Source organism: Bacillus sp. RHFS10 (genome assembly GCF_016757475.1).
GTDB lineage: Bacteria > Bacillota > Bacilli > Bacillales > Bacillaceae > Bacillus > Bacillus subtilis_G.
The window spans coordinates 790588-814962 of the sequence record NZ_JAESPO010000002.1 but is presented as its reverse complement, the minus strand read 5'-3'; the positions used below and the strand labels follow the sequence as shown (position 1 = coordinate 814962).

Here is a 24375-nt window from a genome sequence, read left to right as displayed (position 1 = left end):
TTTTTAGGGTATTATTTCTCACGATATGCTCATAGTGAACTTTTTTGTAGCAGGGCATATTTCAGGCAAAAAGAGACAGGGAGCTCCCCCCTGTCTCTCGTCTTTCTTTATCAGTTATGAAAATTCGTGCCGTCAGTTGTTGCTTTAATGATGCCTGCGCGAATGACAAAGTCACCGAAGTGCTCGCCTTCCTCGCGTTCTTTCGCATAACGCGAAAGAAGGACGCGCAGCTCGCTTAAAATGTCTTCTTCACCGATGTTTTCACGGTACATTTTGCTTAAACGGCTACCATCAAATGCAGCACCAAGATACATATTGTATTTGCCCGGCGCCTTTCCGATAAACCCGATCTCACCGAGTGCATGGCGTGCACAGCCGTTCGGGCACCCTGTCATGCGAATGGTGATTTCCTGATCACGAAGGCCGTTTTCGTCAATGATCTTTTCAACCTTATCTAAAAGGGTCGGCAAATAACGCTCTGCTTCAGCCATTGCCAATCCGCAGGTCGGAAGCGACACACACGCCATAGAGCTGCGGCGGAGCGCTGAATGGTGCTTGCCGTCAGTTAATCCGTATTGCTCAATTAATGCACTGATTTCATCTTTTTTATCGCTTGAAACGTTCGCAATAATCAAGTTCTGATTGGATGTCAGACGGAACTCGCCTGTATGAACTTTGGCGATTTCCCGCAAGCCTGTCATCAGTTTATAATGATCGTAATCCGTCACACGGCCGCCTTCGACAAACAGCGTAAAATGCCATTTATCCTCAATGCCTTCCACCCAGCCGTAGCGGTCGCCGTTATGATCGAAATGATACGCCTTTGCTTCTTCCAAGCTCCAGCCGAGACGGTTTTCCAATTCTTCTTTCACAGTTTTTAAACCGAGGCGGTCAACGGTGTATTTGAACCGCGCATTTTTGCGGACAGAACGGTTTCCGTAATCACGCTGAATCGTAATCGTTTTTTCAGCAACGTCATACATTTGCTCAGGACGGCAGAACCCGATCACCTTGGCTAATTGCGGATATGTCGCTGTGTCGCCATGCGTCATTCCCATTCCGCCGCCGATTGCCACGTTAAAACCGATCAGTTCGCCATCTTCGACAATCGCAATGAATCCGAGATCTTGTGAAAAGACGTCTATATCATTAGATGGCGGGACGGCAATACCGATTTTAAATTTCCGCGGCAGATAGAGCGGGCCGTACATTGGCTCGACTTCTTCCTCAGGCGTGCCGGCCACTTTTTCCTCATCAAGCCAGATTTCATGATAAGCTCTCGTCCGCGGCAGCAGATCGTCACTTAATTTTTTAGACCACTCGTATACCTCTGAGTGGATTTCAGACTGATAAGGGTTCGATGCGCACATCACGTTGCGGTTTACGTCTCCGCAGGCTGCGATCGTATCCAAAAGAGCTGAGTGGATCGTCTGAATGGTTTTCTTCATGTTCCATTTCAGAATTCCGTGCATTTGGAATGTTTCACGTGTCGTCAGTTTTAATGTGCCGTTCCCGTATTTCTGGGAAAGGTCATCCATGACAAGCCATTGTTCAGGTGTTGAGACGCCTCCTGGCATACGTACGCGCAGCATGAACTGATAGGCCGGTTCAAGTTTTTGCTTTTGGCGTTCATTGCGGAGGTCACGGTCATCCTGCAAATAACTGCCGTGGTGTTTCATCAGGCGGTTGTCATCATCCGGAATTCCGGCACTGATCCGGTCCAGCATCACTTCTTTCAGTGTGCCGCGCAAATAATCACTTTCTTCTTTAATGCGTTCAACATCACTTGGAGAGCCGTCCGGTGCTTTTAAGATTTTGGTCACCATGTTGAAAAACTCCTTTCAAGTCAAATCAGTATACATCACGCTGATAGCGTTTTTGCTGCTGCATATCGGCAAGATAAGCTTCTGCTTCTTCGCGGCTCATATTGCCTTCTTTCTCGATAATGTCAAGTAATGTGTGATGGACGTCATGCGCCATGTGTTTTTCATCACCGCAAATGTAAACAGCCGCGCCTTCTTGAAGCCATTCGAACAATTCTGCACTCTGTTCAAGCATGCGGTGCTGCACATATACTTTTTCTTCCGTATCACGTGAGAACGCCACATCCATTTTTGTCAGCACACCGTCTTTGATCCAATTCTGCCACTCTGTCTGATAAAGGAAATCCGTGACAAAATGCTGATCGCCAAAGAACATCCATGCTTTGCCTTCCACTCCCGTCTCCTCACGCTCCTGCATAAAGGAACGGAACGGCGCGACGCCTGTCCCAGGGCCGACCATGATAATCGGTGTTTCAGGATCTTTCGGAAGCTTAAAGTTTTGATTATGCTGAACATAAACAGGTAGTGTGTCTCCCGGTTGCAGACGCTCCGCGCATAAAATCGAGCAGACGCCTTTTCGTTCACGGCCGTGCGCATCGTAGCGGACTGCGCCGATCGTTACATGTACTTCATCCGGATTAGCGGATAAACTGCTCGCGATTGAATAGAGTCGGGCCGGCATTTTTCGCAGAATCGAAACAAACTCCTGCGCCGATACGCTGAACGGGCCATAATCACGAACGAGATCAAGCAAATCGCGTCCTTCAAGATATGCTTTTACGTTCCCCTCATTTCCCGGGGCTAAAAGCTCTCTAAGCTCATCGCTCCCTGACAGCTGGGCAGCCTGTTCAAGAAGCGGTTTTGTGAGAACAGTGATTTCATAGTGAGAAATCAGCGCTTCTTTAAGCGGGCGTACATCACCTTGCTTATTAAGGGTCACAATTTCTTCGGGGTCCCAATTCATTTCCTTAAGCAGCAGCTCAACAAGCTCCGGATCGTTTTCCGGATAGACGCCGAGGCTGTCACCAGGCTCATAAGTCAGGCCAGATCCTTCCAGAGACAGCTCGACATGGCGTGTTTCTTTATTTGATCCTCGGCCGTTCAAATTTAAATTTTCTAACACTTCAGCCCGAAACGGGTTTGTTCTGGAGTAAGAAGACTCACCGATTTGAGGCGAAGCTGCTCCTTGCGCAGGTGCGGCGCTTCCGCCCCCGGCTTCACTTAAGCCCTCAAATACACCCTCAAGCCATTCAGCTGCCGGCTCATCATAGTCAAGGTCGCAATCAACGCGCGGAGAAATTCGTTTGCCGCCGATTTCTTCTAAGCGCTGATCAAATTCCTTCCCTGTCTGGCAGAAAAATTCGTACGAGCTGTCACCAAGCGCCAAAACTGAAAAACGAAGGTCTTCAAGCTTAGGCGCCCGTCTTCCATGCAAAAATTCATGAAACGACAGCGCGTTATCAGGCGGCTCGCCTTCACCGTGCGTGCTGACGACGATCAAAAGATTGTTGATTTTCTTCAGCTGATTCGGCTTAAAATCGCTCATGGATGAGACAGTGACTTGAAAACCGCGCTCCTCAAGCTGCTTGCCGGCATTTTCTGCAAGCCCCTGTGCGTTTCCCGTCTGTGAACCATAAAGAACGGTCACTTCTTTTGAAACGGCCGGTGCCGCCGCTTCTGCAGACACAGCAGCCGCAGGGGCCCCCGCGGTTTCTTGGGCGGAAACGGATTGCGCGGATAAATATCCGCTCAGCCAGATTTTCTGAGATTCGGTCAAAGTTGGCAGAAGGCGGTTAAGGAGCTCTGCCTGCTCCTGATTAAACGGACTGTTCATTACTTGAAGTTGCAACGTATCCACCTCACAAAGTTATAAACTGATCGAAAATTGCATCTAATTGAACTTTACCGGAATACTAGGTTTAAGTAAAATATATTTACATGATGATAACTATTAAGATTCCTAATGATAAAACCGCTTTGTTTCTTTCATTTAAATAGAAAAAGAGAAGGACGTCCTTCTCTACACAAATAAACGTAGCTTTAGGGTTTTATCATCTTTAACCCTTGAATTCTAGGAAGGACGAGCATTGGGGCAGACTTCCGCAGGATGGGGTGACAGCGGCGTTTGGGCAAGATCTCGAGCATTTAGCCGCTGAGTTTTTTTCAAGTGAGCACCAATACGCATGCTTGACAACAAATGCGAAGGTTTGTCGGCACGCTAAAAAGAGAAGGCTCCCCTTCTCTTCACTCAGCATTCTGATATAAGTGAGGCGGCACGGCCGTTACAAACGGACTTGCCTTACCTGTATATAACACCGCCAGCATATGCATCGCCCGGGTGCAGGCAGTGTATAAGAGCCTGCGGTCGTGCTCTGTTTGATAATGTTCTTCCGATGCATCATAGACAAGGACTGCGTCAAACTCAATTCCCTTCGCTAAATAAACCGGAATGACACAAACTCCCTTTTGAAATGTTTGATTTTCTTTATGAATCAGCCGGATATCTATATATTCGCTTATGTAAGCGTGCGCCTGTATGCATTGCTGGGCAGTCTTACAAATGACGGCGATCGTTTCATGCCCTTGCTTCTTGAGTCGTTCTATTTCTTTCGTGAGCTTTTGACAAAGGTCCTCACGCCCTTCGGTTTTGAAAACGAGAGGCATTTCCCCGTTTCTGTTAAAAGGCTCAATATCCGCTCCGTCCTGAAGCATCGCTTTTGTTAGATCGACAATCTGCCTTGTCGATCTGTACGTTCTCTTTAAACGAACATATTCAGCCGGCTCACCTTCAAAGCACGCATCCATATGCTTTGCGCCATGTATGGCATGGGCGTAGATGAACTGATTGATATCACCGAGCACTGTCATGCTGGCGGCCGGAAAAATGCTTCTCATGTAAGCCATCTGAAACGGTGAATAGTCCTGAGCTTCGTCGATAAAAAGATGTTTGATCTTCGTATTTTTCTTTCTGCCTTCGATCAAATCCTGCATATAAAGAAACGGCGCCGCATCCTCATAGAGTAATTTATTTTCCGCAAATGCCGATCGGGTCAGCGCTCCTATCGCTCCCATCTCCGCATGCTGAAATTTCCCTCGCCAGCTGGAAAACAAATGCAAATACAGCTGTTTGACATCCAGAAACGCAAAGAGCCTGACCGCCTGTTTGAGCGGGTTGAACGCCTTTTTCACAATGATGGCGGCAAGCAGTTGCTGCTCTCTTTGATAATCGTTAAACGTGCTCTCACTGAACTGTTTCCTTTCCTGGAGTTTTTTGTACACGTCCAGGTAATCCTCTTTGTCGAGCAGCTCAGCTTCCTGAACGACCCAATCCTTACGCCGTTCCTTTTTCTCAAATGTATGAAGCTCACTCAGCAGCCACTTTGCCGTTTGCTCTATCCGGTTCGGAATGGACTGTCGTTGATCCAGTGAGTAAAAATAGGACTGAATGTGTTCCTTTGTAATCAGTTTTTGTCCGCGGAAGACGATATTTTTAAAGATCATTCCTTCGGAGGACAGCCGGCTGACGTATTCATCAATGAATTGCTGAAAAGATAAGCCCGCCTTCCATGTGATTGCCGTAAGCCTTGACGGAAAACCGCCTTTCTTTGATTCGGTCAGGCAATATTCGAGCTGATCAAAGGGGCTTTCACATAGGAACTTGCGGCCAAGCCGGTGCTCGATATATTCCTGAAACGTCGCCTGTTCCATATTCTCTTCCCCTAACTCAGGCAAAACAGAGGAGACATAGCTGTTAAATAAAAAGTTTGGAGAAAATAAAACGATTTGTCCGGCATCAATAACGCCGCGGTACCTGTATAACAAATAAGCGACGCGCTGGAGTGCTGCCGATGTTTTCCCGCTGCCAGCTGCCCCCTGCACGATCAGAAATTTGCTTTTTTCATTACGGATAATCTGATTTTGTTCTTTCTGAATTGTAGACACGATGTTTTTCATTTGGGTATCAGATTGATGGCTCAAGACCTCTTGCAGCATTTCATCACCGATCGTCATATCAGTATTAAACATCGCCTTGAGATCGCCGTTTTTAATGATAAACTGGCGTTTCAGCTCCATTTCGCCTTCTATCGTTTCGCCGGGCACTTCGTACTCCGCTTTTCCTGGGGAATAATTGTAGTACATACTGGATATCGGCGCCCTCCAGTCATAGATCAGAAAGTGTTCCTCCTTCTCATCCATGCAAGAAGCTAAGCCGATATAAATTCGCTCTGCCTGTTCCTCGCCGTTTTCAATAAAATCAACCCGGCCGAAATAAGGCGATGCTTTTAATCGATGAATTCGTTTGAGCTGCTGATCCATACGCCGATGATTTCGTTCCCGATCAGACAGCAGCTCCGCCTGCTGCTTAATGCTTGCCATCGTTTCAACCGCTTCATGGGTATCATCAAGATTGACCGTAACATCCTCCCAAAAGCTTTTTCTTAATCCGATAATATCATGCTTTAACCCGCCTGCAGACGTTTCCAGAAACCGCTCTTTTCGGCCGAGCTCCTGCAGTACCTCATCTATTCTTGACTGTTCTTCCTTCCATTCCTTATCCTGCTGATTCATGGACGGCACCTCCAGAAAATAGTTGACAAATTCAGATGAAATACTGTAAAATAAAATTGGATATATATTATAAATATGATAAAAATAAGCAAATACAATTTATCTTAGCACATTTACCCAATATCAATCAAGGTTTGGGTTATTTATATGCAAAAAAACCGATTTCAAATTGAAATCGGTTTTTTTATGATGTTAGTTATCTAAGCGAAAAGAACGGTTTGGCAGCTTCCAATTAAACATATAGGAACAAACGCGGCAAACAACGAGCACGAAAAACAGAACGTACAAGCCAAATGAGTTTCCCAGCCAGCCCAAGCCGACGATTAAACCGCCGAGAGCCGCCCAGACCGCATAGATTTCCGCTTTCAGCACAAGCGGTTTGCGTCCGGCAAGAAGATCGCGAATGATTCCGCCGCCGCTTCCCGTCAGGACCGCAGCCACGATAACGGCACTAAGCGGATGACCCATTTTGACGGCATACAGTGCGCCTTGGATGGCGAAGGCCGCGAGACCGATCGCATCTGATAAGTTGCCCCATTTGTTCCAATGCCTCAGCAGCAGCTTCGGAAACAGAAACACAATCGTAATGGAGAGGAGGGCGATTTGAAAGTACGCGCCCTGCTCCCATAATGCTGACACCGGAACACCGATCAGCAAATTGCGGATCGCTCCTCCTCCAAAAGCTGTGACAATCCCTAATATATAAACTCCTAAAATATCATATTCCTCTTCCATCGCAACAATTGCGCCGCTGACTGCAAACGCAATGATGCCAATCACACTGAGCAGCTCCCAAGCCATTCTGATGACTCCCTTTATGTTTGTTAAATTTTCTGACGACCTCTAGATTTTATAATCGCTCAAGCGTAAAATCAATAACATTTTCACGATAAAAAAAGATAAATTTAGAGGGAGTACACCAAACGCTATTGAGCTGTCATTTACAGATGAAAAAACGCCCGGCATAAGCGGACGCTTTTTGGTTATTCAGATTTTTCGACTTTCAGCAGACACATAAAAACAATAATCAGGATAAAAGCAATCAGGGCCAGAAATGGAATGGTCATAAAACCGAACCAGTTAATATATTGGCCTGAGCACGGCACGCCGCTTACACACGGCTTAATGCCGGAAAAGCCCGGCACTTTCTGCTCTAAGTAATGCATAATCGAAATAAATGCCCCGATAATCGCCATCGGAAGCGCATATTTTTTCACGCGTGTGTCCCCTTGAAAGGTGGCGATTCCTAAAATCAGGACGAGCGGATACATGAGGATACGCTGGTACCAGCACAGTTCACATGGAGTGAACTTTTTGATTTCACTGAAATACAGGCTGCCGAGCATAGCGGTAAGAGCGACAACCCAGGAAGCATATAAACATACAATTCTATTTTTCATATGATTTACTTCCCTTTCAGCTCTTTTTCTATCGTTTCTTTGATTTCATCATAATCTGAGAAATCGCTAATCACTTTATCATTAACGTAAATCGTCGGGGTGGCGTTTATGTTCATTTTTTGATTAAGTTCGGAATCTCTTTCCACTTGGGAAGCGAATGTTTCCTTATCAAGATTGTCCTTGAGCGTCTCAGGATTGACCTTCGTGGTGCTTTTGGCAACATCACCGAGAACGGCCGGGGTCACCCATTCCTGTTCTGTGTCCGGCTGTTTGTCGAACAGCTTTTCATGGAATGCCCAGAAAGAGTCAGGATCTTCTTTCCATACTTCTTCTGATGCAAGAGCCGCTAATATTGAACCTTTTCCATGGAACATGACGTTCACGAATGAAAATTTCACATCGCCCTTATCAATAAAGTCTTTCTGTATTTTTGGGAAGATGTCACTGTTAAACATTTTACAAGACGGACATTTATAATCTCCGAATTCAACTACAGTTACCGGTGCATCATCCTTGCCGAGCACAGGCTGGCCTTTGATAGACGGCTGTCCGGAAACCGCTTCATTGCCTTGTTCCGTTTTGTTATTAATAATGACAATGGCTGCTAACAAGACAACAACCACAACCGTAAGGATGACCGCGAATTTCGCAGAAGACTGCTGTTTCTTTTTCACTCCGACACCTCATCGTTTTAAAATTATAAAAAAGAAGCGGATCGCAATTGACCCGCTTCTTTATTTTAACAAGACAAGCGCCGATAAGAAAAGCCCGAAAAAATGAATTCTCTCCGACAATTTACCTGTTTTTGAGACGCATAACGCGCATGGCGTTTGCCACAGCGAGCAGCGTAACGCCGACATCTGAGAAAACCGCTTCCCACATAGTTGCAATTCCGAATGCTCCGAGAATGAGAAAGATCGCTTTCACGCCTAAAGCAAAGCCGATGTTTTGCCACACGATTCGCCGTGTCCGTTTGGCAATCCGAATCGCTTTCGCTATTTTTGAAGGCTGATCTGTCATCAGCACGACGTCTGCTGCTTCTACCGCGGCGTCTGAGCCAAGGCCGCCCATGGCCGCTCCGATATCCGCGCGCGCAAGCACCGGCGTATCATTGATGCCGTCACCGACAAAAATGAGTTTTTCATTTGGCGAAAGCTTGGCTTCTAATGCTTCAACCCGCGCGACTTTATCCTGCGGCAGCAGCTCCGCATATACCTCGTCGATGCCAAGCTGTTTTCCGACGGCTTCTCCCGTTTGTTTTGAATCACCTGTCAGCATAATTGTCTGTTTGATTCCAAGCGACTTCAGATCAGCAATCGCCTGTGCCGCGTCTTCTTTTGCTTCATCCGCTATGATGATTGCTCCGGCATAATGTTGATCAACAGCAATGTGTACGATTGTTCCTGCTTTTTGATCCGGGACGCCTTTAATCTGTTCTCTTTCCATGAGCTTCTGATTCCCAGCAAGGATTTCTGTTCCGTTTACTTTTGCAAAAATGCCGTGGCCGGATATTTCCTCATATGACTCTATCGCGTCAGAGGAAAGCGTCTTTCCGTAAGCTTTACGCACAGATTCAGCAATAGGATGCTGGGAATGAAGCTCAGCATATGCCGCCGCTTCAAGTAATTTTTCCTTTGTAAATCCTTCTGCGGGTTTAATTTCTGTCACTTCAAAACTGCCTTTTGTTAATGTTCCTGTCTTATCAAACACCGCGTATTTAACTTGATTCAAGGCTTCTAAATAATTGCTTCCCTTCACAAGCACTCCGGTCTTAGAGGCTGCGCCGATTCCGCCGAAGAAACCGAGCGGTATAGAGACAACAAGCGCACATGGACAAGAAATCACTAAGAAAATAAGCGCGCGGTACACCCAATCGGAAAGTGCGGCGCCGGGAATAACCAGCGGCGGGACAAAGGCCAGCAATACCGCGATGATCACGACAGCAGGTGTATAATACTTGGCAAACTTCGTGATAAAGTTTTCTGTCCGGGCTTTACGGCTGCTCGCATTTTGAACCAAATCTAATATTTTTGATACTGCAGATTCCTGATAGCCCTTTGTGACTTCAATATGCAGAACGCCGTTTTGATTGATAAAGCCTGACATCACATCTTGTCCTTCTGTAGCTTTTCTTGGAACAGACTCACCTGTCAATGCAGACGTATCAACCATCGCTGATCCTTGTACGACCTTACCGTCAAGGGGTATGCTTTCTCCGGGATTGACCACAATGATGTCTCCTATCTTTACGTCCTCCGGAGAAACCAGTTCGATGCCGTTCTTTGTTTTGACATTGGCGTAATCAGGCCGTATGTCCATTAACGCACTGATTGATTTTCTGGAACGGCTGACCGCGGCTCCTTGAAAAAGCTCACCGGTTTGGTAAAACAGCATAACGGCAACGCCTTCAGGGTATTGCTTAATCAGAAAAGCGCCGATTGTGGCAAGGGCCATTAAGAAATGCTCATCAAACACCTGACCGCGGCTGATGTTTTTGATTGCCCGGATGACAATATCACCGCCGATGATCAAATAGGCAGCGAGGAAAAGGAAAAATTCGATTGTTCCGGAATGAACGACATATGCCGCTGCTCCTAAAATGACAGCAACCGCCATTCTGATCAGCATATTGATCATTCGATTGCGATAGCCGTCTTCAGCTGATTTCTTTTTATGCTTTTGGCGAACTGTTACATGCGGATCGATTGATTTTACTTTTTTCTCTACCTTATTGGCGACCCATTGCTCTTCTTTCCCACCGGCTGAGACAGTCAAGGTGCTTGCCGCAAAATTTACCGCGCATCCGTCAATGCCTTTTATGCCTTTAACTCCGTTTTCAATTTTTTGGGCACAATTGCTGCAATCCAAACCGTCCAGAACGTATTCCTGTTTCACTAGTCTCACCTTGCCTTCCGATTTAGGGTTCCCTCTTCAAGCGTATCAATGAGTGTCGGCAACGAAATTATATATATGAGCATATAATCATATAGTTGATTACATTTATTATATGGCTTTTACCAAGAAAGTGTCAATGATAAACAAAAACCGGCATATCGCCGGTTTTTCGGTTGTTGACAACATGATTGAACACCCTTGAAATCTAGAAAGGACGAGCATTGGAGCAGCCTTTCACAGGATGTGATGACGGCGGCCTTTAGACAGCACGTCTGAAATTTAGCCGCCGTTCCATTCTTTCATTGAGCACCAACGCGCAGGCCTGACAACGAATGCGAGGGTTTGTCGATAAGCTGAAAAACCGGCATATTTATTTTACTTTTTGCAGACGCAACGCATTCAGAACAACGGAAACGGAGCTGAATGCCATTGCTGCTCCCGCTATCCATGGCGCTAAAAATCCGAGCGCTGCGATCGGGATTCCCAGGCTGTTATAGCCAAGCGCCCAGAATAAGTTTTGTTTAATGTTTTTCATCGTTAATCTGCTCATGCGGATTGCATCGGCAATGCTATTCAAATCGCCGCGTATAAGCGTAATGTCCGCTGTTTCCATGGCAATATCCGTACCTGTTCCAATCGCCATGCCGATATCGGCTGTAGCTAGCGCCGGCGCATCGTTAATTCCATCGCCTACCATGGCCGTCTGGCGCCCTTCTTTTTGCAGGCGGGAAATTTCTGCCGCCTTTTGTTCAGGAAAGACTTCCGCAATGACACTCGTAATTCCCGCTTCCTTCGCGATGGCTTCTGCAGTTCTGCGATTGTCACCTGTCATCATGATGACATCCAAGCCTAACGCTTTCAGACGGGCCACTGCCTCTCGTGACGTATCTTTTATCGTATCGGCAACCGCTACAAGCCCCGCGGCTTCACCATCAATCGAGACAAGCATAACCGTTTTCCCTTCTGCCTCAAGTTCTTCCATTTGGGCAAGAAGATCCCCATGTTCGATCTGTTCGCTCTCCATTAACTTTCTTGTGCCGACGAGAATGGTTTTGCCTCCGGCTTCAGCCAAAACGCCTGCTCCTACCTTTGCTTCAAAGCTGTTCAGCTTCGGTATTTCAAGCCCTTTTCCTTTCACGCCGGCAACAATCGCTTCGCCGAGCGGATGCTCCGATCCCGTTTCAGCTGCCGCCGTAAACTGAAGCAGTTCTGTTTCTTTAAAATGGCCGAATGGAATGGCATCTGTCAATCGCGGCTTCCCGTTTGTCACAGTTCCGGTTTTATCGAGAACAATCGTATCGAGACGATGTGTTTTTTCTAAATGTTCGCCGCCTTTAAAGAGAATCCCGAATTCAGCCGCGCGGCCAGATCCAGCCATAATGCTCGTCGGAGTGGCAAGGCCTAGCGCACAAGGGCAGGCGATGACGAGCACTGCAATAACCTTACTGATCGCTGCTGCAAAATCACCGGGAGCCGCCCAGATATACCAAATGAGGAAAGTGAGAACGGCAATCCCCAATACAATGGGGACAAAAATGCCAGATATCTGATCAGCGAGACGCTGGATCGGCGCTTTTGACCCTTGTGCTTCCTCGACGATTTTAATGATATGAGAAAGCGCGGTATCCTTTCCGACATTGATAGCTTTGATTTTCAGAAATCCATTTGAGTTAACGGTTGCGCCTGTCACGCTGTCACCCGAATTTTTATCAACTGGAAGGCTTTCTCCTGTAATCATCGATTCATCTACAGCCGAGCGGCCTTCAATCACTTCTCCATCGACAGGAATTCGTTCGCCCGGTTTGACGTAAACAATGTCGTTTACCAGCACTTCTTCTATGGGTATGATTTGCTCCTGTCCGTCTCTTACGACAGTCGCTGTTTTCGCTTGAAGCTTCATCAGCTTTTTAATGGCATCCGAAGAACGGCCCTTTGCTTTTGTTTCAAACAGCTTCCCTAACAAAATCAGCGTCAGCAATATCGCGCTTGTTTCATAGTAAAGGCCGGCTGTATGGCCATGGGAACCGAGGCTTTGGATCGTAATAAAAAGGCTATAAGCATAAGCAGCCGTCGTTCCTAGCGCGACCAACACATCCATATTGGCGCTTTTGTTTCTGAGCGCCTTATACGCACCCGCATAAAACGGCCAGCCGATCAGAAACTGGACTGGAGTCGCCAGCGCAAACTGCATCCACGGATTAAGGAATATATCCGGCACCCAAATGAACGAGGTAAATGTAAAATGGCTCACCATCGCCCAAAGTAGCGGAAATGATAGAACCGCTGAAAAGATCAGTCTCGCCGTTTGCTTCCGTTCTTCTTTCTTTTTAGAAGCTGCGGAATCCCGTTGTTCATCGCCTTTCAGCTTAAGCTTATATCCCAGTTTATCTATCGCTTCTTTCAACTCGCTGACAGACGCTTCTTTTGGATTGTACTCGACCGCAACCGTTTCTAAAGCGAAGTTTACAGGAGCATTTGTGACGCCTTCTATTTTGTTAAGCCGCTTTTCAATCCGATTGGCGCAAGCCGCACACGTCATGCCTTCAATATCGAATTCAGCTTTTTCTGTTATGACGTGATAGCCCAGCTTTTCAATTTTTTCCTGAATCGCTGCAGCTCCTGTTTCAGCAGGATCGTAGGTGACATTTGAGGTTTCCGTTGCCATATTGACATTGGCATCCGTGACACCCGGCATCCGCTTGAGGCCTTTTTCAATTCTGGAGGCACATGCCGCACAGGTCATACCAGATACCTGCATCGCAATTTCCTTTTGTTCACTCAACATACTCACTCCTTTATATACACCAGGGGGGTATATAAAAATGAAAGAAATACCGCGCCTTCATAAAGGCGCGATACCTTGAATCAATCGGCTACATCATAGCCCTGATCTTCTATCGCATCCGCAATGTCTTTGACTGATACTTTGTCAGCATCAAACGAAATATCGACTTTTCCCGCTTCCAGATTGACATGCACAGCACTTACCCCATCCAGTTCTCCCACGCTCGTTTCTACTGCTTTGACGCAGTGCTGACATGACATTCCTTCAACTTGCAATGTTTTTTGGTCCATATGAATTCCTCCTGTTTGTTCTTTCTATTTTTATGCTACCATACCCCCGTAGGGTATTACAATATAAAAAGACTTTATGATTTTGTGAACTTTTTAAATACGTCCAATAGCTCAGAAATGGCTTGGTCCCCGTCTCCGCTTTTGATGGCATCCGCTACACAATGATGGGTGTGGTCCTCAAGCAAGTGGAGAGCCACCTTTTGCATCGCCGCTTGAACAGCAGATATCTGCACAAGAATATCTACACAATACCTATCGTTTTCCACCATGTTTTGAATACCTCTGACTTGGCCTTCTATCCGCTTCAGCCGGTTTGTAATTTGATCCTTTTCTTTTGAGCTTTTATGGTTTAATGTTTTATGTTCGTTATGCTCCATGTGCACACCCCTGTTTCTTATATTCATTCCCATTATACTGATTGTCCAAACTGTTGTCTAAGCTTGACGCGGCAAAAAAATGAATCAGTTAGGTTTTACCATTTGATCAGAAGGGTATATACCTTTTATGAAAGCGCTTTTAAAGGAGAGAAGAAAAGTGGATACGATAAAGGTTGGGGTATTAGGGTACGGGCTGTCTGGTTCGGTTTTTCACGCGCCGCTGCTTGCTGTTCTGGATGAGTATCACATCAGTAAAGTCATGACATCGCGGACAGAAGAAGTGAAACAGGATTTTCCGGATGCAGAAGTTGTGCATGAGCTTGAGGAAATGACAAATGATCCGGCCATTGAACTTGTCATTGTCACCACCCCGAGCGGCCTTCATTATGAGCATGCCATGGCATGCATTCAGGCCGGAAAACACGTTGTAATGGAAAAACCGATGACAGCGACAGCTGAAGAAGGGGAAAAATTAAAGCAGGCTGCCGTTGAAAAAGGCGTATTGTTAAGTGTCTATCATAATCGGCGCTGGGATAACGACTTTTTAACGATAAAAAAACTGATCGCTGATGGATCCCTTGAAGATATCAATACATATCAAGTCTCCTATGATCGCTACAGTCCTGAGGTTCAAGCACGGTGGCGGGAAAAAGAAGGCGTTGCCACTGGTACGCTGTATGATCTCGGCTCTCACATCATAGACCAGGCCCTCCATTTGTTCGGAATGCCGAAAGCTGTTACGGCAAACATGATGACCCAGCGTGAAAACGCCGGAGCCGTTGACTATTTTCATTTGATAATGGATTACGGCAAGCTCCAAGCCATTCTTTACGGAGGATCGATCATTCCGGCAAACGGCCCCCGTTATCAAATCCACGGACAGCATTCCAGCTTTATCAAATACGGAATCGATGCACAGGAAGACGCACTCAGAGCGGGAAGCAAACCGGAGGATGACAGCTGGGGTGCGGATGACCCCGCTTTATACGGACAGCTGACAACCATTCATGGCGAGAACAAAAAAACAGAAACCATTCCATCGGTAAATGGCTCTTACCTTACCTATTACCGCAAAATAGCGGAAAGCATACGGGAAGGCGCCGTGCTGCCTGTCACTGCTGAAGAAGGTATTGATGTCATCCGCATCATTGAAGCCGCGATGAAAAGCAGCGATGAAAAACGGACCATTATGCTGGAGCAATAAACAAAAGCCTCCCCCTTTTATCAGGGGAGGCTTTTTCATTAGAATGTTTTTCCTGCTTCTTTCGCACGCGCGATCGCATCTTCTTTAATTTGCTGTGCTTTATCAGGCTCGGCATTATGTCCCTCTACAAAAATACCATCGAAGGATGGAACGCCGAAGAAATTCATCATGATGCCGATGTAACGGTGGCCCATTTCCATTTCAGCCGCAGGGCCCTCTGAATAGTAGCCGCCGCGCGCTTGAATATGAATCGCTTTTTTATCAGTTAACAAGCCGATAGGTCCTTGTTCAGTGTATTTGAATGATTTTCCTGCAACCGCTACAGAATCAAGATACGCTTTCATCACTGGCGGGAATGAGAAGTTCCATAAAGGAGTCACGAATACGTACTTATCAGCAGATGCAAATTGATCGCTAAGCTCTCCCAGACGGCCGACTTTCGCTTTTTCACTTTCAGAAAGCTCTTCAAAGCCTGTGCCTGACTGAAGCTTTCCCCAGCCGCTGAATACATCCGCGTCAATGTGCGGGATATTTTCTTTGTACAAATCGATATGTACAACTTCATCATTTGGGTTCGCTTCTTTGTAAGATTCGATGAACGCTTTACCTGTTGCCATACTGTAAGAAGTTGCTTCATCATGCGGGTGAGCAGTGATATATAATACTTTTGCCATATTTACCAGCCCTTTCGTTTTTAAAAATCACACATCAATTATTATCATACAGATGCATTATGATTATTCTGTCTCTCTTAGTCTTTATTATAGAGATAGTGAAAATTACTTTCAAGTAAAACATCTTGAATTAAAGATTATTTAACCCTTTTAAACAGCTTACTTTTCAAAAGCTGTCCGCAAGCTGAAATACAGGCGGAGAGCTCTTTGCTGATCTTCGGGTAATAAGAACATGCGGCACTTGTTGTCCGCCGGCATCCTTTTCATCAAAGCGGATTTCTCAACTTGTTTAAAAAACGTCCTCATATAAATTAATGACAAAACCCCCGATGCTTGCAGTTAAACCATAATCCGTATGATCCGCCAATGCGCCGATCAGCACAGGAAACCCCGAAGAGATGCGATGCTTGGCATGGTTCTTTGATTGTCCCCAGCAGTTTAAAATCTTTTTCTATGAATGTACGGAACTCTTCTCGTTTATCTGCTATAGCATGCCCCAAAAACGTAAAGCAGGCAGAGACCGTACCGTCTCTGCCTGCTTTACCTCAATTTATCCGCAATATCCTGAATCGGCTTGATCCAGTTGCTGTATGTCAGCTCGGCCGCTTTTTTCCGATCCTTCTCTTTACACGCCTGAATCATTTGTTCATGTTCTTCAATCGAATTTTGCGGCGATTTGAAAAAAAGATATTCGAGTCGAAGAATATGCATATGAAGAACAGATGTGAAATTGCGGATATATTCATTATCGGCCGCATCAATCATGACATCATGGAACGCTTTATCAAGCTCAAGCGCTTCATAGATTTCATTTCGGTCAATCGCCGTCTTCATTTGTTGATTGATCGCTGCCATCTCCTCCAAGTGCGATGACTGAATGTTTTCGATAGCCAGTTCGGCAGCGGTGGATTGCAGAGCCGCCATTGGCGGATACACCTTGAAAACATCGTTTTTTTCAATTTGAGAGATTCTTGTTTCTCTTCCCGGTGACATTTCAACAAAACCTTGCACCGCCAATAATTGCAGAGCTTCTCTGACTGGCGTTCTGCTGACGCCAAGCGCTTTCGCTAACTCGTCGTCGTTGATTTTTTCTCCGGGAGCAAGAATGCCTTCCACAATCCACTTTTGAATTTGTTCCAACGCAATCGTTTTAGCAGTTTGTCTGACAGGCTTCGAGATATTTGACGGGATGGGCATAAAAGAATCACCTCTGAATATTGGTTTGTTTTTTTAACGCCGCTGGTTTGCCGGCACTCTTTTTTTGCGATAAAACAAAAATCATCACCAAAATACACGCCGCCCCTAGCGCTTGGTATAAACCGAAGGACACACCGAGCCACAGAATAGAGGATGCCACTGCGGCAACCGGCTCAGTACACCCAAGCATGCTCGCTTCTTGCGGAAATAAATATTTCAAACTGGTCAAATACATATAAAAACCCAATAGCGTTCCGAAGATCACAATAAAACCGACTAATAAGCTCGCAGACACTGTCCATCCCTGCATATCAACGTCCCATGGGGGATGGATAAAGCTCATGCCAATGCCTCCGATCAGCATTCCCCAGCCAATCACGAGAGCAGATCCCCAGTTTTTCAAAAGAGAGCTGGAGTAAAGCGTATAAAAGGCCAAAGCCGCGGCAGAAAGCAGCCCCCATATAATAGACAAGGACGAAACGGTTAAATGATTGACGCTGCCATTGGTCAGCAGTAAAAAAGTGCCTCCCAAAGCCAGCACAAGCGCGCAAATATCCGCTAACTGAAAGGAATTCTTTCTGGTCACAAGCAAAAACATCATAATCAAAACGGGCGCCAAATACTGTAGCAGCGTAGCCACAGCAGCATTTCCGGTTCCGATTGAAGCTAAAAATGTATACTGAACGCCCAGCATGCCTGCAATCCCGAAAACAATCAGCTGGATAGCCGATTTTTGATCCTTCCATATCGCCCACACCGCACGTCTGTTGTTACCGGCAGATATGATGATCAGCAGAAGCAGACCTGATAAAAGCAAACGTACGGTGACAAGCCACTCCACCGACACATCACTTGTTTCAAACAAATGCTGGGCAGCCGTTCCCGACAATCCCCAAAAGGCAGCTCCGACAATGACCATAAAAAAACCGTACATCCGTTGTTTTTGAGTCGCCAACGTCCATCCTCCTGACAGGTAATTGATATGCAATATATTATATATTATATCGTTTCACTTTTCTGAAAACAATGGTTTTGCAAAATAAAAACAGCGCCTGTCAGCACTGCTTTGTTGTATGACCCTCCTTTAAGAGAAGATGAATAAAAAATAAAGGATAAATCAATAGATATCCATTAAACACCCACCAAACAAGATCGAAGTCCAGGCTGAAAGTCCAGAATGAAATCGCCTGCAGGCCTGAACAACAGGTCAGCACAAGAGAAATCAGCGCCATCAACTTCCAGTCAGTACTGTTCTTCCGTTGCAAGTACAAGCTGTACAATCCTGTGAAAGAGATTAGAATATCCAGCGGAAAAAAGGACCAGTTCCAGGCGATCATAAACGGATTTTCATGATGTTTAAAAGCCAAGCTTTCCGGTATCAGCGCAAACCCTGCTGACAGCCAGTACAAGATAAAACCGATATCAGTCACGAGAAAAAACAGTTTCATATATCTCATTTGCACTGCCCGCTTTTATGTATCGGCTCAGACTTGGCACTTTGCTCGATCAGGTTTAAAGACACCACACCGGCAATAATCAATCCGATTGAAATGAGTTTCATGACGCTAACATTCTCTTGAAAAAACAAAAAACCAACGACTGTAATCAGGACAATTCCCATCCCTGACCATACAGCATAAGCAACAGATACATCAATGGATTTTAGCGTAAGCGTCAGAAAGAAAAGACTGCCGCCATAAAAGAAAATCAACAGCACACTGGGAGTAAGCTTTGTAAATCCCGACGATAGCTTCATGCTGACCGTCCCGGCAACTTCAAACAGAATCGCTAAGCATAGAAACACCCAATTCACGTAGCATCAGCCTCCCCATCAGCTGTTATGCCGTTAAACAATACATCTACAATCGATTCAAGAACCTCTCCTGTCGAAAATTGGTGTTTGAGCGGATATTCGGGGTCATACACTTGATTGATACTCCCTATATACATGTGAACAAACAAGTCCGGATTGATGTTACTGATTCTTTTTTGCTGTTTGCACTCATTTAATAATTCAAGAACAACCGTCCATTCTTCCTTAATAAACGTGTCTAATGTAAGCCACGCATCGTAATGATATTTCTTCAGTTCACTTAATAATCCCATATTCAGCATTTCCATCCCCTGCGGAAGACCGATCAGCATTTTTTTCACTTTTTGAAGCACGTCTAAACTTTCATTTTCATAGATTTCTCTTTCCATTTGCTTCATCTCTGCGATAAATTGCTCGACAACCGCTTCCGCAAGCTTGTCTTTTGATGAAAAATGAGCATAGAGCGTCCGCTTGCTCGTTCCCAGCATTGTTGCCAAATCATTCATCGTAAATGAAAATCCTTTCTGCCTGATCAGCCGGATGGTTTCCTCAAGAATCCTTTTTTCCACATTAATCCCCTCGCCTTCGGTACCAAAAAAACTTTATCGGTACCGAAATTATACGTCAGAAACTTATGGAAATCAATCATATATAAAAAACCTCTCCTTTTGGGGAGAGGTTCTGCTTTATTGTCAGTATGTATGGAGACGGTGGCAGTCTATCGCCTTGATATGGTTATGTTTTAAAATCATTACAAAACGTTGATATAGAAGTTTTTTCAGTATGGTGAAAATTTTTTATGATTTTGTTACCAAAGTGTTACCACAAACCAATACATCTTAGTCTCTACTTACATTATAACCCTATCTAAGGATTATTTATAGACTGTTTTTTCGCTCTTGTCCTGCCTTATACTGTTATACGCAAGTCTAAAAGTATAAGGGATGTGGCTATATGAATGACAAAAAAAATGTCTTAGATCCTGGTCCGTTTTTTCATGGCACTAAAGCAGAACTGAAAATTGGAGACCTGCTCGAACCGTTGTATTTATCCAATTATCAGGATAAAAAATCTAACCATATCTATTTTACTGGAACATTAAACGCTGCTAAATGGGGGGCTGAATTAGCAAGATCTAATTCAAAAGAGAGAATTTATATTGTAGAACCATTAGGCGATTTTGAAAATGATCCGAATTTAACTGACAAAAAATTCCCTGGAAACCCAACACGTTCTTATAGATCTAAATCTCCTTTGAAAATAGTAGCTGAATTAGGTTCATGGGAAAGGCATTCCGATGAAGAAATAAATCATATGCTTACATCTTTACAAAAGTTAAGTGAAGAAGGAAAAAATATAATATACGATTGATTATCACATTATTAAAACTCCTGCTGAATGCCCGTTAAAGACTTAACTAATTTGTCATTATAAGCAAGATTTTAAAAAGTGTCTGGGCAAACCGAGATGATTTCAGATCCGGGGCTGGGAGAGTTTGTATGATGGGGTTAAGGAGAAGAGTTCCCCTTACAGGTGGTGGACGGCGTCCACGGTCTTCAAGAAAAAGGGCATCCGCGAAGGATGGCTTTTTTCTTTTTAGCAAAGCCAAACACAGGGAATAAGTTTGAGTTTGTTTCGGAATTTAGGATATTTGTGGTTACTCCTGATCACGGAGTGCCCAGTTATACGCACCAAATTTTTTGAAGCGTTTCATGATAAAACTCCTGCTAGGGTTTTTGGTTCTTTTTAGCATAACGACCAGTATAATTGACTGAATGTACGAAAAAACCGCAGTGCCCTCGAAAGCTTTAAAAGCCTTGATAGCACTGCGGTTTCAAAGTATGTATGGAGACGGTGGGAGTCGAACCCACGTCCAGAAACATCGATTACTTAAGCGTCTACGAGCGTAGCCTGCATATTTATGGTTTCACTCATCTTCTTGCCTGCGGGCGGGCCTTCCGAGAGCTAGTCTGTTCATCTCTTCTTACGTTCTCAGACAGGAACGCAAGCGTAGCCTACTTGGATGTGCTCTTCACAGACACATAGGCAATGTCAGGAAGAGCTCGCTGCGCTTATTAGGCAGCTAATGCTACGTTTTGGTTAAAACTGTTAGTTTTGCCAGTTATATTTAGGTGCGTGTTTACGAGATCGCCTCTCGGCTCGCAGCTCAAGCTCGATCCATCCCTGTCGAATCCGTAACGTCCCCTTGGTATAAGGGAAATACGGGAGAAAATAATCAAGCTCTCACTCAAACTGGCTACAGTCTTATTATAACATGATCACGGCTCTTTTCAATTGTCAAATCCTTCAAATGAATAGCGCTGTGATCTGATCGTGTACACAGTATAGCACAGGCCTGATTTTTGAATCAAGCACGATGCCTTTAGAAGCCTTTTTGACTGTCTCTGAACGCTCTTTCGATTTCCCGCTTCGCGTCCTTCCGCTTCAGGTCTTCCCGTTTGTCATAGTTCTTCTTCCCTTTTCCAAGGCCGAGAAGCACTTTGGCAAAGCCGTTTTTTAAATACAGCTTCAGCGGAACGAGAGAATAGCCTTTTTCCTTTGTTAGCCCGATCAGCTTATTAATCTCCTTGCGGTGCATTAACAGCTTTCTCGTCCGAAGCGGATCGTGGTTATAACGGTTTCCCTGCTCATACGGGCTTACGTGCATATTGTGGAGAAACACTTCTCCCCGTTCGATTTTGGCGAAGGAATCCTTAAGGTTTACGCGGCCGGCGCGAATCGATTTGATTTCGGTTCCTTGCAATGCGATACCTGTTTCATAGGTTTCTTCTATAAAATAATCGTGATTGGCTTTCTTATTTTGAGATAATACTTTTCCTGACCCTTTTGGCATGCCAGAACCTCCTCTCTCTAAGGAAAAACTGTTCACCTTTTGCGATACGCTCTATTTTACCAAATGTCACGTACCTCTACAATGAAAAGCTGTTTCCGAAAGAAAGCAAATAGAGCGCAGCGGCCCTATTTGCTGGTTGAGCTGTTATTTCTTCTTTTTCCGTTTCTGTTTCGGCGCGTTTTGAAAGCCGCGTTTTTTCTTTTTCGGCTTCGGCTTCGTGAACCATTCCCCTTTTTCCTCAGATGGAGCTGGAGAAACAGGTGAATTGGTGCTTTGGACGCGTTTTCTGGCAGGCTTTCCGCGTTTTCTGCTCTGGCTGCTGTCCAGTTCCCTTGGACGACGCGGAGAGCCTTTCATGCCGACGATTTCAAAATCAATATTGCGCTCGTCTTTATTGACGTCAACAACCTTGACTGTAATTTCATCCCCGATGCGGAAGACGTTGCCTGTCCGCTCGCCGATCATTGCAAAATGCTGCTCGTCAAAGCGGTAGTAGTCATCTGTCATAAAGCTGACATGCACGAGTCCTTCGATTGTATTCGGCAGCTCGACGAACATTCCGAAGTTTGTTACAGAGCTGATCATGCCGTCAAACTCTTCACCGATTTTATCCAGCATGTATTCCGCTTTTTTCAGATCATCCGTTTCACGCTCGGCGTCAACAGCCCGGCGCTCCATTGTTGATGTATGTTCGGCGATATCCGGCAGGCGTTCAGCCCACTTTTCCTGTGTCGCTTCATCGACTTTGCCGTTGATTAAGTACGTTCTGATCAGACGGTGGACGATTAAGTCCGGGTAACGGCGGATCGGCGATGTGAAATGTGTATAGAATTCCGTTGACAGACCGAAGTGCCCTAAGCTTTGCGGGTCGTATTTCGCCTGTTTCATCGAACGGAGCATGACAGTGGATATCACTGTTTCTTCAGGTTTGTCACGCACAGCGTCCAGAACGCTTTGCAGCGCACGCGGATGAATATCTCCCGCCGTTCCTTTCACGACATAGCCAAATGTCGTCACGAATTCCAAAAACTTTTGCAGCTTTTCAGCGTTCGGCTCTTCGTGGATCCGATATATAAACGGTACGTTCATCCAATGGAAATGCTCCGCTACCGTTTCGTTCGCCACAAGCATAAATTCTTCAATCAGCTTCTCCGCGACAGAGCGCTCTCTGATGACAACGTCTTTAACCGCTCCTTCGTCATCGACAAGCACCTTTGCTTCTTTGAAATCAAAATCAACGGCGCCGCGGTTCATCCGCTTATCGCGCAGAATTTGAGCAAGGCGCTCCATGTCTTTAAACATTGGAACAAGAGGCTCGTATTTTTGTTTCAGCTCTTCATCATCGTCAACAAGAATTTGATTCACATCTGAATACGTCATTCTTTCCGTTGTTTTGATGACACTTTGGAAGATCTCATGCTCCGTGACCTGCCCTTGGCTGTTAATGGTCATTTCACAAGAAAGTGACAAGCGGTCAACCTTTGGATTTAAGGAACAGATGCCGTTTGACAGTCTGTGCGGAATCATCGGGATGACACGGTCAACCAAATACACACTCGTCCCTCTTTCAATCGCTTCTTTGTCAATCGGCGAGTTTTCGGTTACGTAATGGCTGACATCGGCAATGTGAACACCAAGCTTATAGCTTCCGTCATCAAGCTTCGTCACGGTAACCGCATCATCCAAATCCTTCGCGTCCGCCCCGTCAATGGTGACAATCACCTGGTCACGAAGATCACGACGATCTTTCAGATCTTTTTCGTCAATGGTGTCAGGCGTACTTGATGCCTGTTCCATGGCGTCGGCAGGAAATTCTCCCGGCAGGCCGTGCTTATGAATGACCGATAAAATATCAATGCCCGGATCATTTTTATGGCCGAGAATGGTTTCAACCTCGCCCTCTGCGTTCATGCGGCCTTCTGGATAGCTTGTCAGCTTGACAACAACCTTATGCCCCTCCGCTGCTCCGTTTTTCCCATTTTTCGGGATAAAGATGTCACTCGTGATTTTTTTGTCGTCCGGAATGACAAAGCCGAAGTTTCTTGTTTCTGTATACGTACCGACAACCCGCTGAATCGCTCTTTCTAAAATGCGGATGACGGTTCCTTCCTGTCTGGAGCCGTTTGACTGTGAATTCAGCCGAACCATGACGATATCGCCGTTCATTGCTGTATTCAGCTCATTAGGCGGAATAAACACATCGCTTAACGATGTATCCTCAGGCAGCAAAAAGGCGAATCCTTTTGCATGCGCTGAAATCTTTCCTTTTATTAAATTCATCTTCTCCGGAATGCCGTAGCGGTCGCTTCTCGTTCGTACGATAAGCCCTTTGTCTTCCAAGGCGACTAACGCTTTAACGAGCTCTTTAAACTCCTCGGCTTCCGTAATATTTAACATCTCCTCAAGTTCTTGAACGGTCAGAGGCTTGTACGCCTCTTCCTTCATAAACGAGAGAAGCTTATCCATAAATGCTTCTTTTCCCATTATCCAACCT

20 protein-coding genes, 1 other RNA gene and 1 pseudogene are annotated in these 24375 nt (G+C 45.4%); 2 read left to right on the top strand and 20 right to left on the bottom strand.

Features of this window, described 5'->3' with window-relative positions:
- Positions 1 to 110: 110 nt before the first annotated feature.
- From cysI to csoR, 10 genes are all read right to left on the bottom strand, one after another.
- On the bottom strand, positions 111 to 1826 hold the full coding sequence (gene cysI / locus JMN17_RS10715) for an assimilatory sulfite reductase (NADPH) hemoprotein subunit (RefSeq protein ID WP_202328034.1): 1716 nt from the start codon (positions 1824 to 1826) through the stop codon (positions 111 to 113).
- A 25-nt stretch (positions 1827 to 1851) separates the two neighbouring features.
- Positions 1852 to 3672, bottom strand: coding sequence for an assimilatory sulfite reductase (NADPH) flavoprotein subunit (locus JMN17_RS10710; RefSeq protein WP_202328033.1), 1821 nt, complete (start codon positions 3670 to 3672; stop codon positions 1852 to 1854).
- A 395-nt stretch (positions 3673 to 4067) separates the two neighbouring features.
- Positions 4068 to 6392, bottom strand: coding sequence for an RNA polymerase recycling motor HelD (helD, locus tag JMN17_RS10705; protein WP_202328032.1), 2325 nt, complete (start codon positions 6390 to 6392; stop codon positions 4068 to 4070).
- A 192-nt stretch (positions 6393 to 6584) separates the two neighbouring features.
- A complete protein-coding gene (locus JMN17_RS10700) occupies positions 6585 to 7193 on the bottom strand; it encodes a trimeric intracellular cation channel family protein (RefSeq protein ID WP_087991133.1) in 609 nt (202 codons plus the stop codon).
- Between the two features lie 182 nt (positions 7194 to 7375).
- Positions 7376 to 7792, bottom strand: a complete 417-nt coding sequence (locus tag JMN17_RS10695) for a disulfide oxidoreductase (protein ID WP_202328031.1) — start codon at positions 7790 to 7792, stop codon at positions 7376 to 7378.
- 5 nt (positions 7793 to 7797) lie between these two features.
- Positions 7798 to 8466, bottom strand: a complete 669-nt coding sequence (locus JMN17_RS10690; RefSeq protein WP_202328030.1) for a DsbA family protein — start codon at positions 8464 to 8466, stop codon at positions 7798 to 7800.
- A gap of 121 nt (positions 8467 to 8587) precedes the next feature.
- Positions 8588 to 10696, bottom strand: coding sequence for a heavy metal translocating P-type ATPase (locus JMN17_RS10685; protein WP_202328029.1), 2109 nt, complete (start codon positions 10694 to 10696; stop codon positions 8588 to 8590).
- 361 nt (positions 10697 to 11057) lie between these two features.
- The gene (copA, locus tag JMN17_RS10680; protein ID WP_202328028.1) at positions 11058 to 13469 is read right to left on the bottom strand and encodes a copper-exporting P-type ATPase CopA; all 2412 of its coding nucleotides are present in this window, start codon (positions 13467 to 13469) and stop codon (positions 11058 to 11060) included.
- 83 nt (positions 13470 to 13552) lie between these two features.
- On the bottom strand, positions 13553 to 13762 hold the full coding sequence (gene copZ, locus JMN17_RS10675; protein WP_087991138.1) for a copper chaperone CopZ: 210 nt from the start codon (positions 13760 to 13762) through the stop codon (positions 13553 to 13555).
- Between the two features lie 74 nt (positions 13763 to 13836).
- Positions 13837 to 14139, bottom strand: coding sequence for a copper-sensing transcriptional repressor CsoR (gene csoR / locus JMN17_RS10670; RefSeq protein WP_087991139.1), 303 nt, complete (start codon positions 14137 to 14139; stop codon positions 13837 to 13839).
- 127 nt (positions 14140 to 14266) lie between these two features.
- Between csoR and JMN17_RS10665 the strand changes: the two genes are divergently transcribed.
- On the top strand, positions 14267 to 15343 hold the full coding sequence (locus JMN17_RS10665) for an oxidoreductase (protein WP_202328027.1): 1077 nt from the start codon (positions 14267 to 14269) through the stop codon (positions 15341 to 15343).
- A gap of 38 nt (positions 15344 to 15381) precedes the next feature.
- Here JMN17_RS10665 and azoRB read toward each other — a convergent pair whose 3' ends face one another.
- The 7 genes and pseudogenes from azoRB to JMN17_RS10635 all read right to left on the bottom strand — a co-directional run bounded on the left by azoRB (position 15382) and on the right by JMN17_RS10635 (position 19596).
- Positions 15382 to 16017 (bottom strand): FMN-dependent NADH-azoreductase AzoRB, encoded by a 636-nt coding sequence (azoRB, locus tag JMN17_RS10660; RefSeq protein WP_003235159.1) that lies wholly within the window; start codon positions 16015 to 16017, stop codon positions 15382 to 15384.
- A 159-nt stretch (positions 16018 to 16176) separates the two neighbouring features.
- Positions 16177 to 16323 (bottom strand): annotated as a pseudogene (locus JMN17_RS22125) (hypothetical protein); the annotation flags it as partial.
- A 234-nt stretch (positions 16324 to 16557) separates the two neighbouring features.
- Positions 16558 to 17214, bottom strand: a complete 657-nt coding sequence (locus JMN17_RS10655; RefSeq protein ID WP_087991141.1) for a GntR family transcriptional regulator — start codon at positions 17212 to 17214, stop codon at positions 16558 to 16560.
- 7 nt (positions 17215 to 17221) lie between these two features.
- The gene (locus JMN17_RS10650; RefSeq protein ID WP_087991142.1) at positions 17222 to 18169 is read right to left on the bottom strand and encodes an EamA family transporter; all 948 of its coding nucleotides are present in this window, start codon (positions 18167 to 18169) and stop codon (positions 17222 to 17224) included.
- Positions 18170 to 18269: 100 nt separating this feature from the next.
- Positions 18270 to 18671 (bottom strand): YvaD family protein, encoded by a 402-nt coding sequence (locus JMN17_RS10645; protein ID WP_202328026.1) that lies wholly within the window; start codon positions 18669 to 18671, stop codon positions 18270 to 18272.
- Positions 18668 to 19027: a DMT family transporter gene (locus JMN17_RS10640; protein ID WP_202328025.1), complete on the bottom strand. Its 360-nt coding sequence runs from the start codon at positions 19025 to 19027 to the stop codon at positions 18668 to 18670. The genes JMN17_RS10645 and JMN17_RS10640 overlap by 4 nt, the downstream gene beginning before the upstream one ends.
- On the bottom strand, positions 19024 to 19596 hold the full coding sequence (locus JMN17_RS10635) for a TetR/AcrR family transcriptional regulator (protein ID WP_087991145.1): 573 nt from the start codon (positions 19594 to 19596) through the stop codon (positions 19024 to 19026). The genes JMN17_RS10640 and JMN17_RS10635 overlap by 4 nt, the downstream gene beginning before the upstream one ends.
- A 385-nt stretch (positions 19597 to 19981) precedes the next feature.
- Here JMN17_RS10635 and arr point away from each other — a divergent pair, with 385 nt between their 5' ends.
- Positions 19982 to 20398 (top strand): NAD(+)--rifampin ADP-ribosyltransferase, encoded by a 417-nt coding sequence (arr, locus tag JMN17_RS10630; RefSeq protein WP_202328024.1) that lies wholly within the window; start codon positions 19982 to 19984, stop codon positions 20396 to 20398.
- Between the two features lie 472 nt (positions 20399 to 20870).
- On the opposite strand, the gene ssrA is transcribed toward arr, so the two are convergent.
- The 3 genes from ssrA to rnr form a co-directional block, all read right to left on the bottom strand.
- Positions 20871 to 21233, bottom strand: a transfer-messenger RNA (tmRNA) gene (ssrA, locus tag JMN17_RS10625).
- 177 nt (positions 21234 to 21410) lie between these two features.
- Positions 21411 to 21881, bottom strand: coding sequence for an SsrA-binding protein (smpB, locus tag JMN17_RS10620; RefSeq protein ID WP_087991147.1), 471 nt, complete (start codon positions 21879 to 21881; stop codon positions 21411 to 21413).
- A 144-nt stretch (positions 21882 to 22025) separates the two neighbouring features.
- Positions 22026 to 24365, bottom strand: coding sequence for a ribonuclease R (gene rnr / locus JMN17_RS10615; RefSeq protein WP_202328023.1), 2340 nt, complete (start codon positions 24363 to 24365; stop codon positions 22026 to 22028).
- Positions 24366 to 24375: the final 10 nt, after the last annotated feature.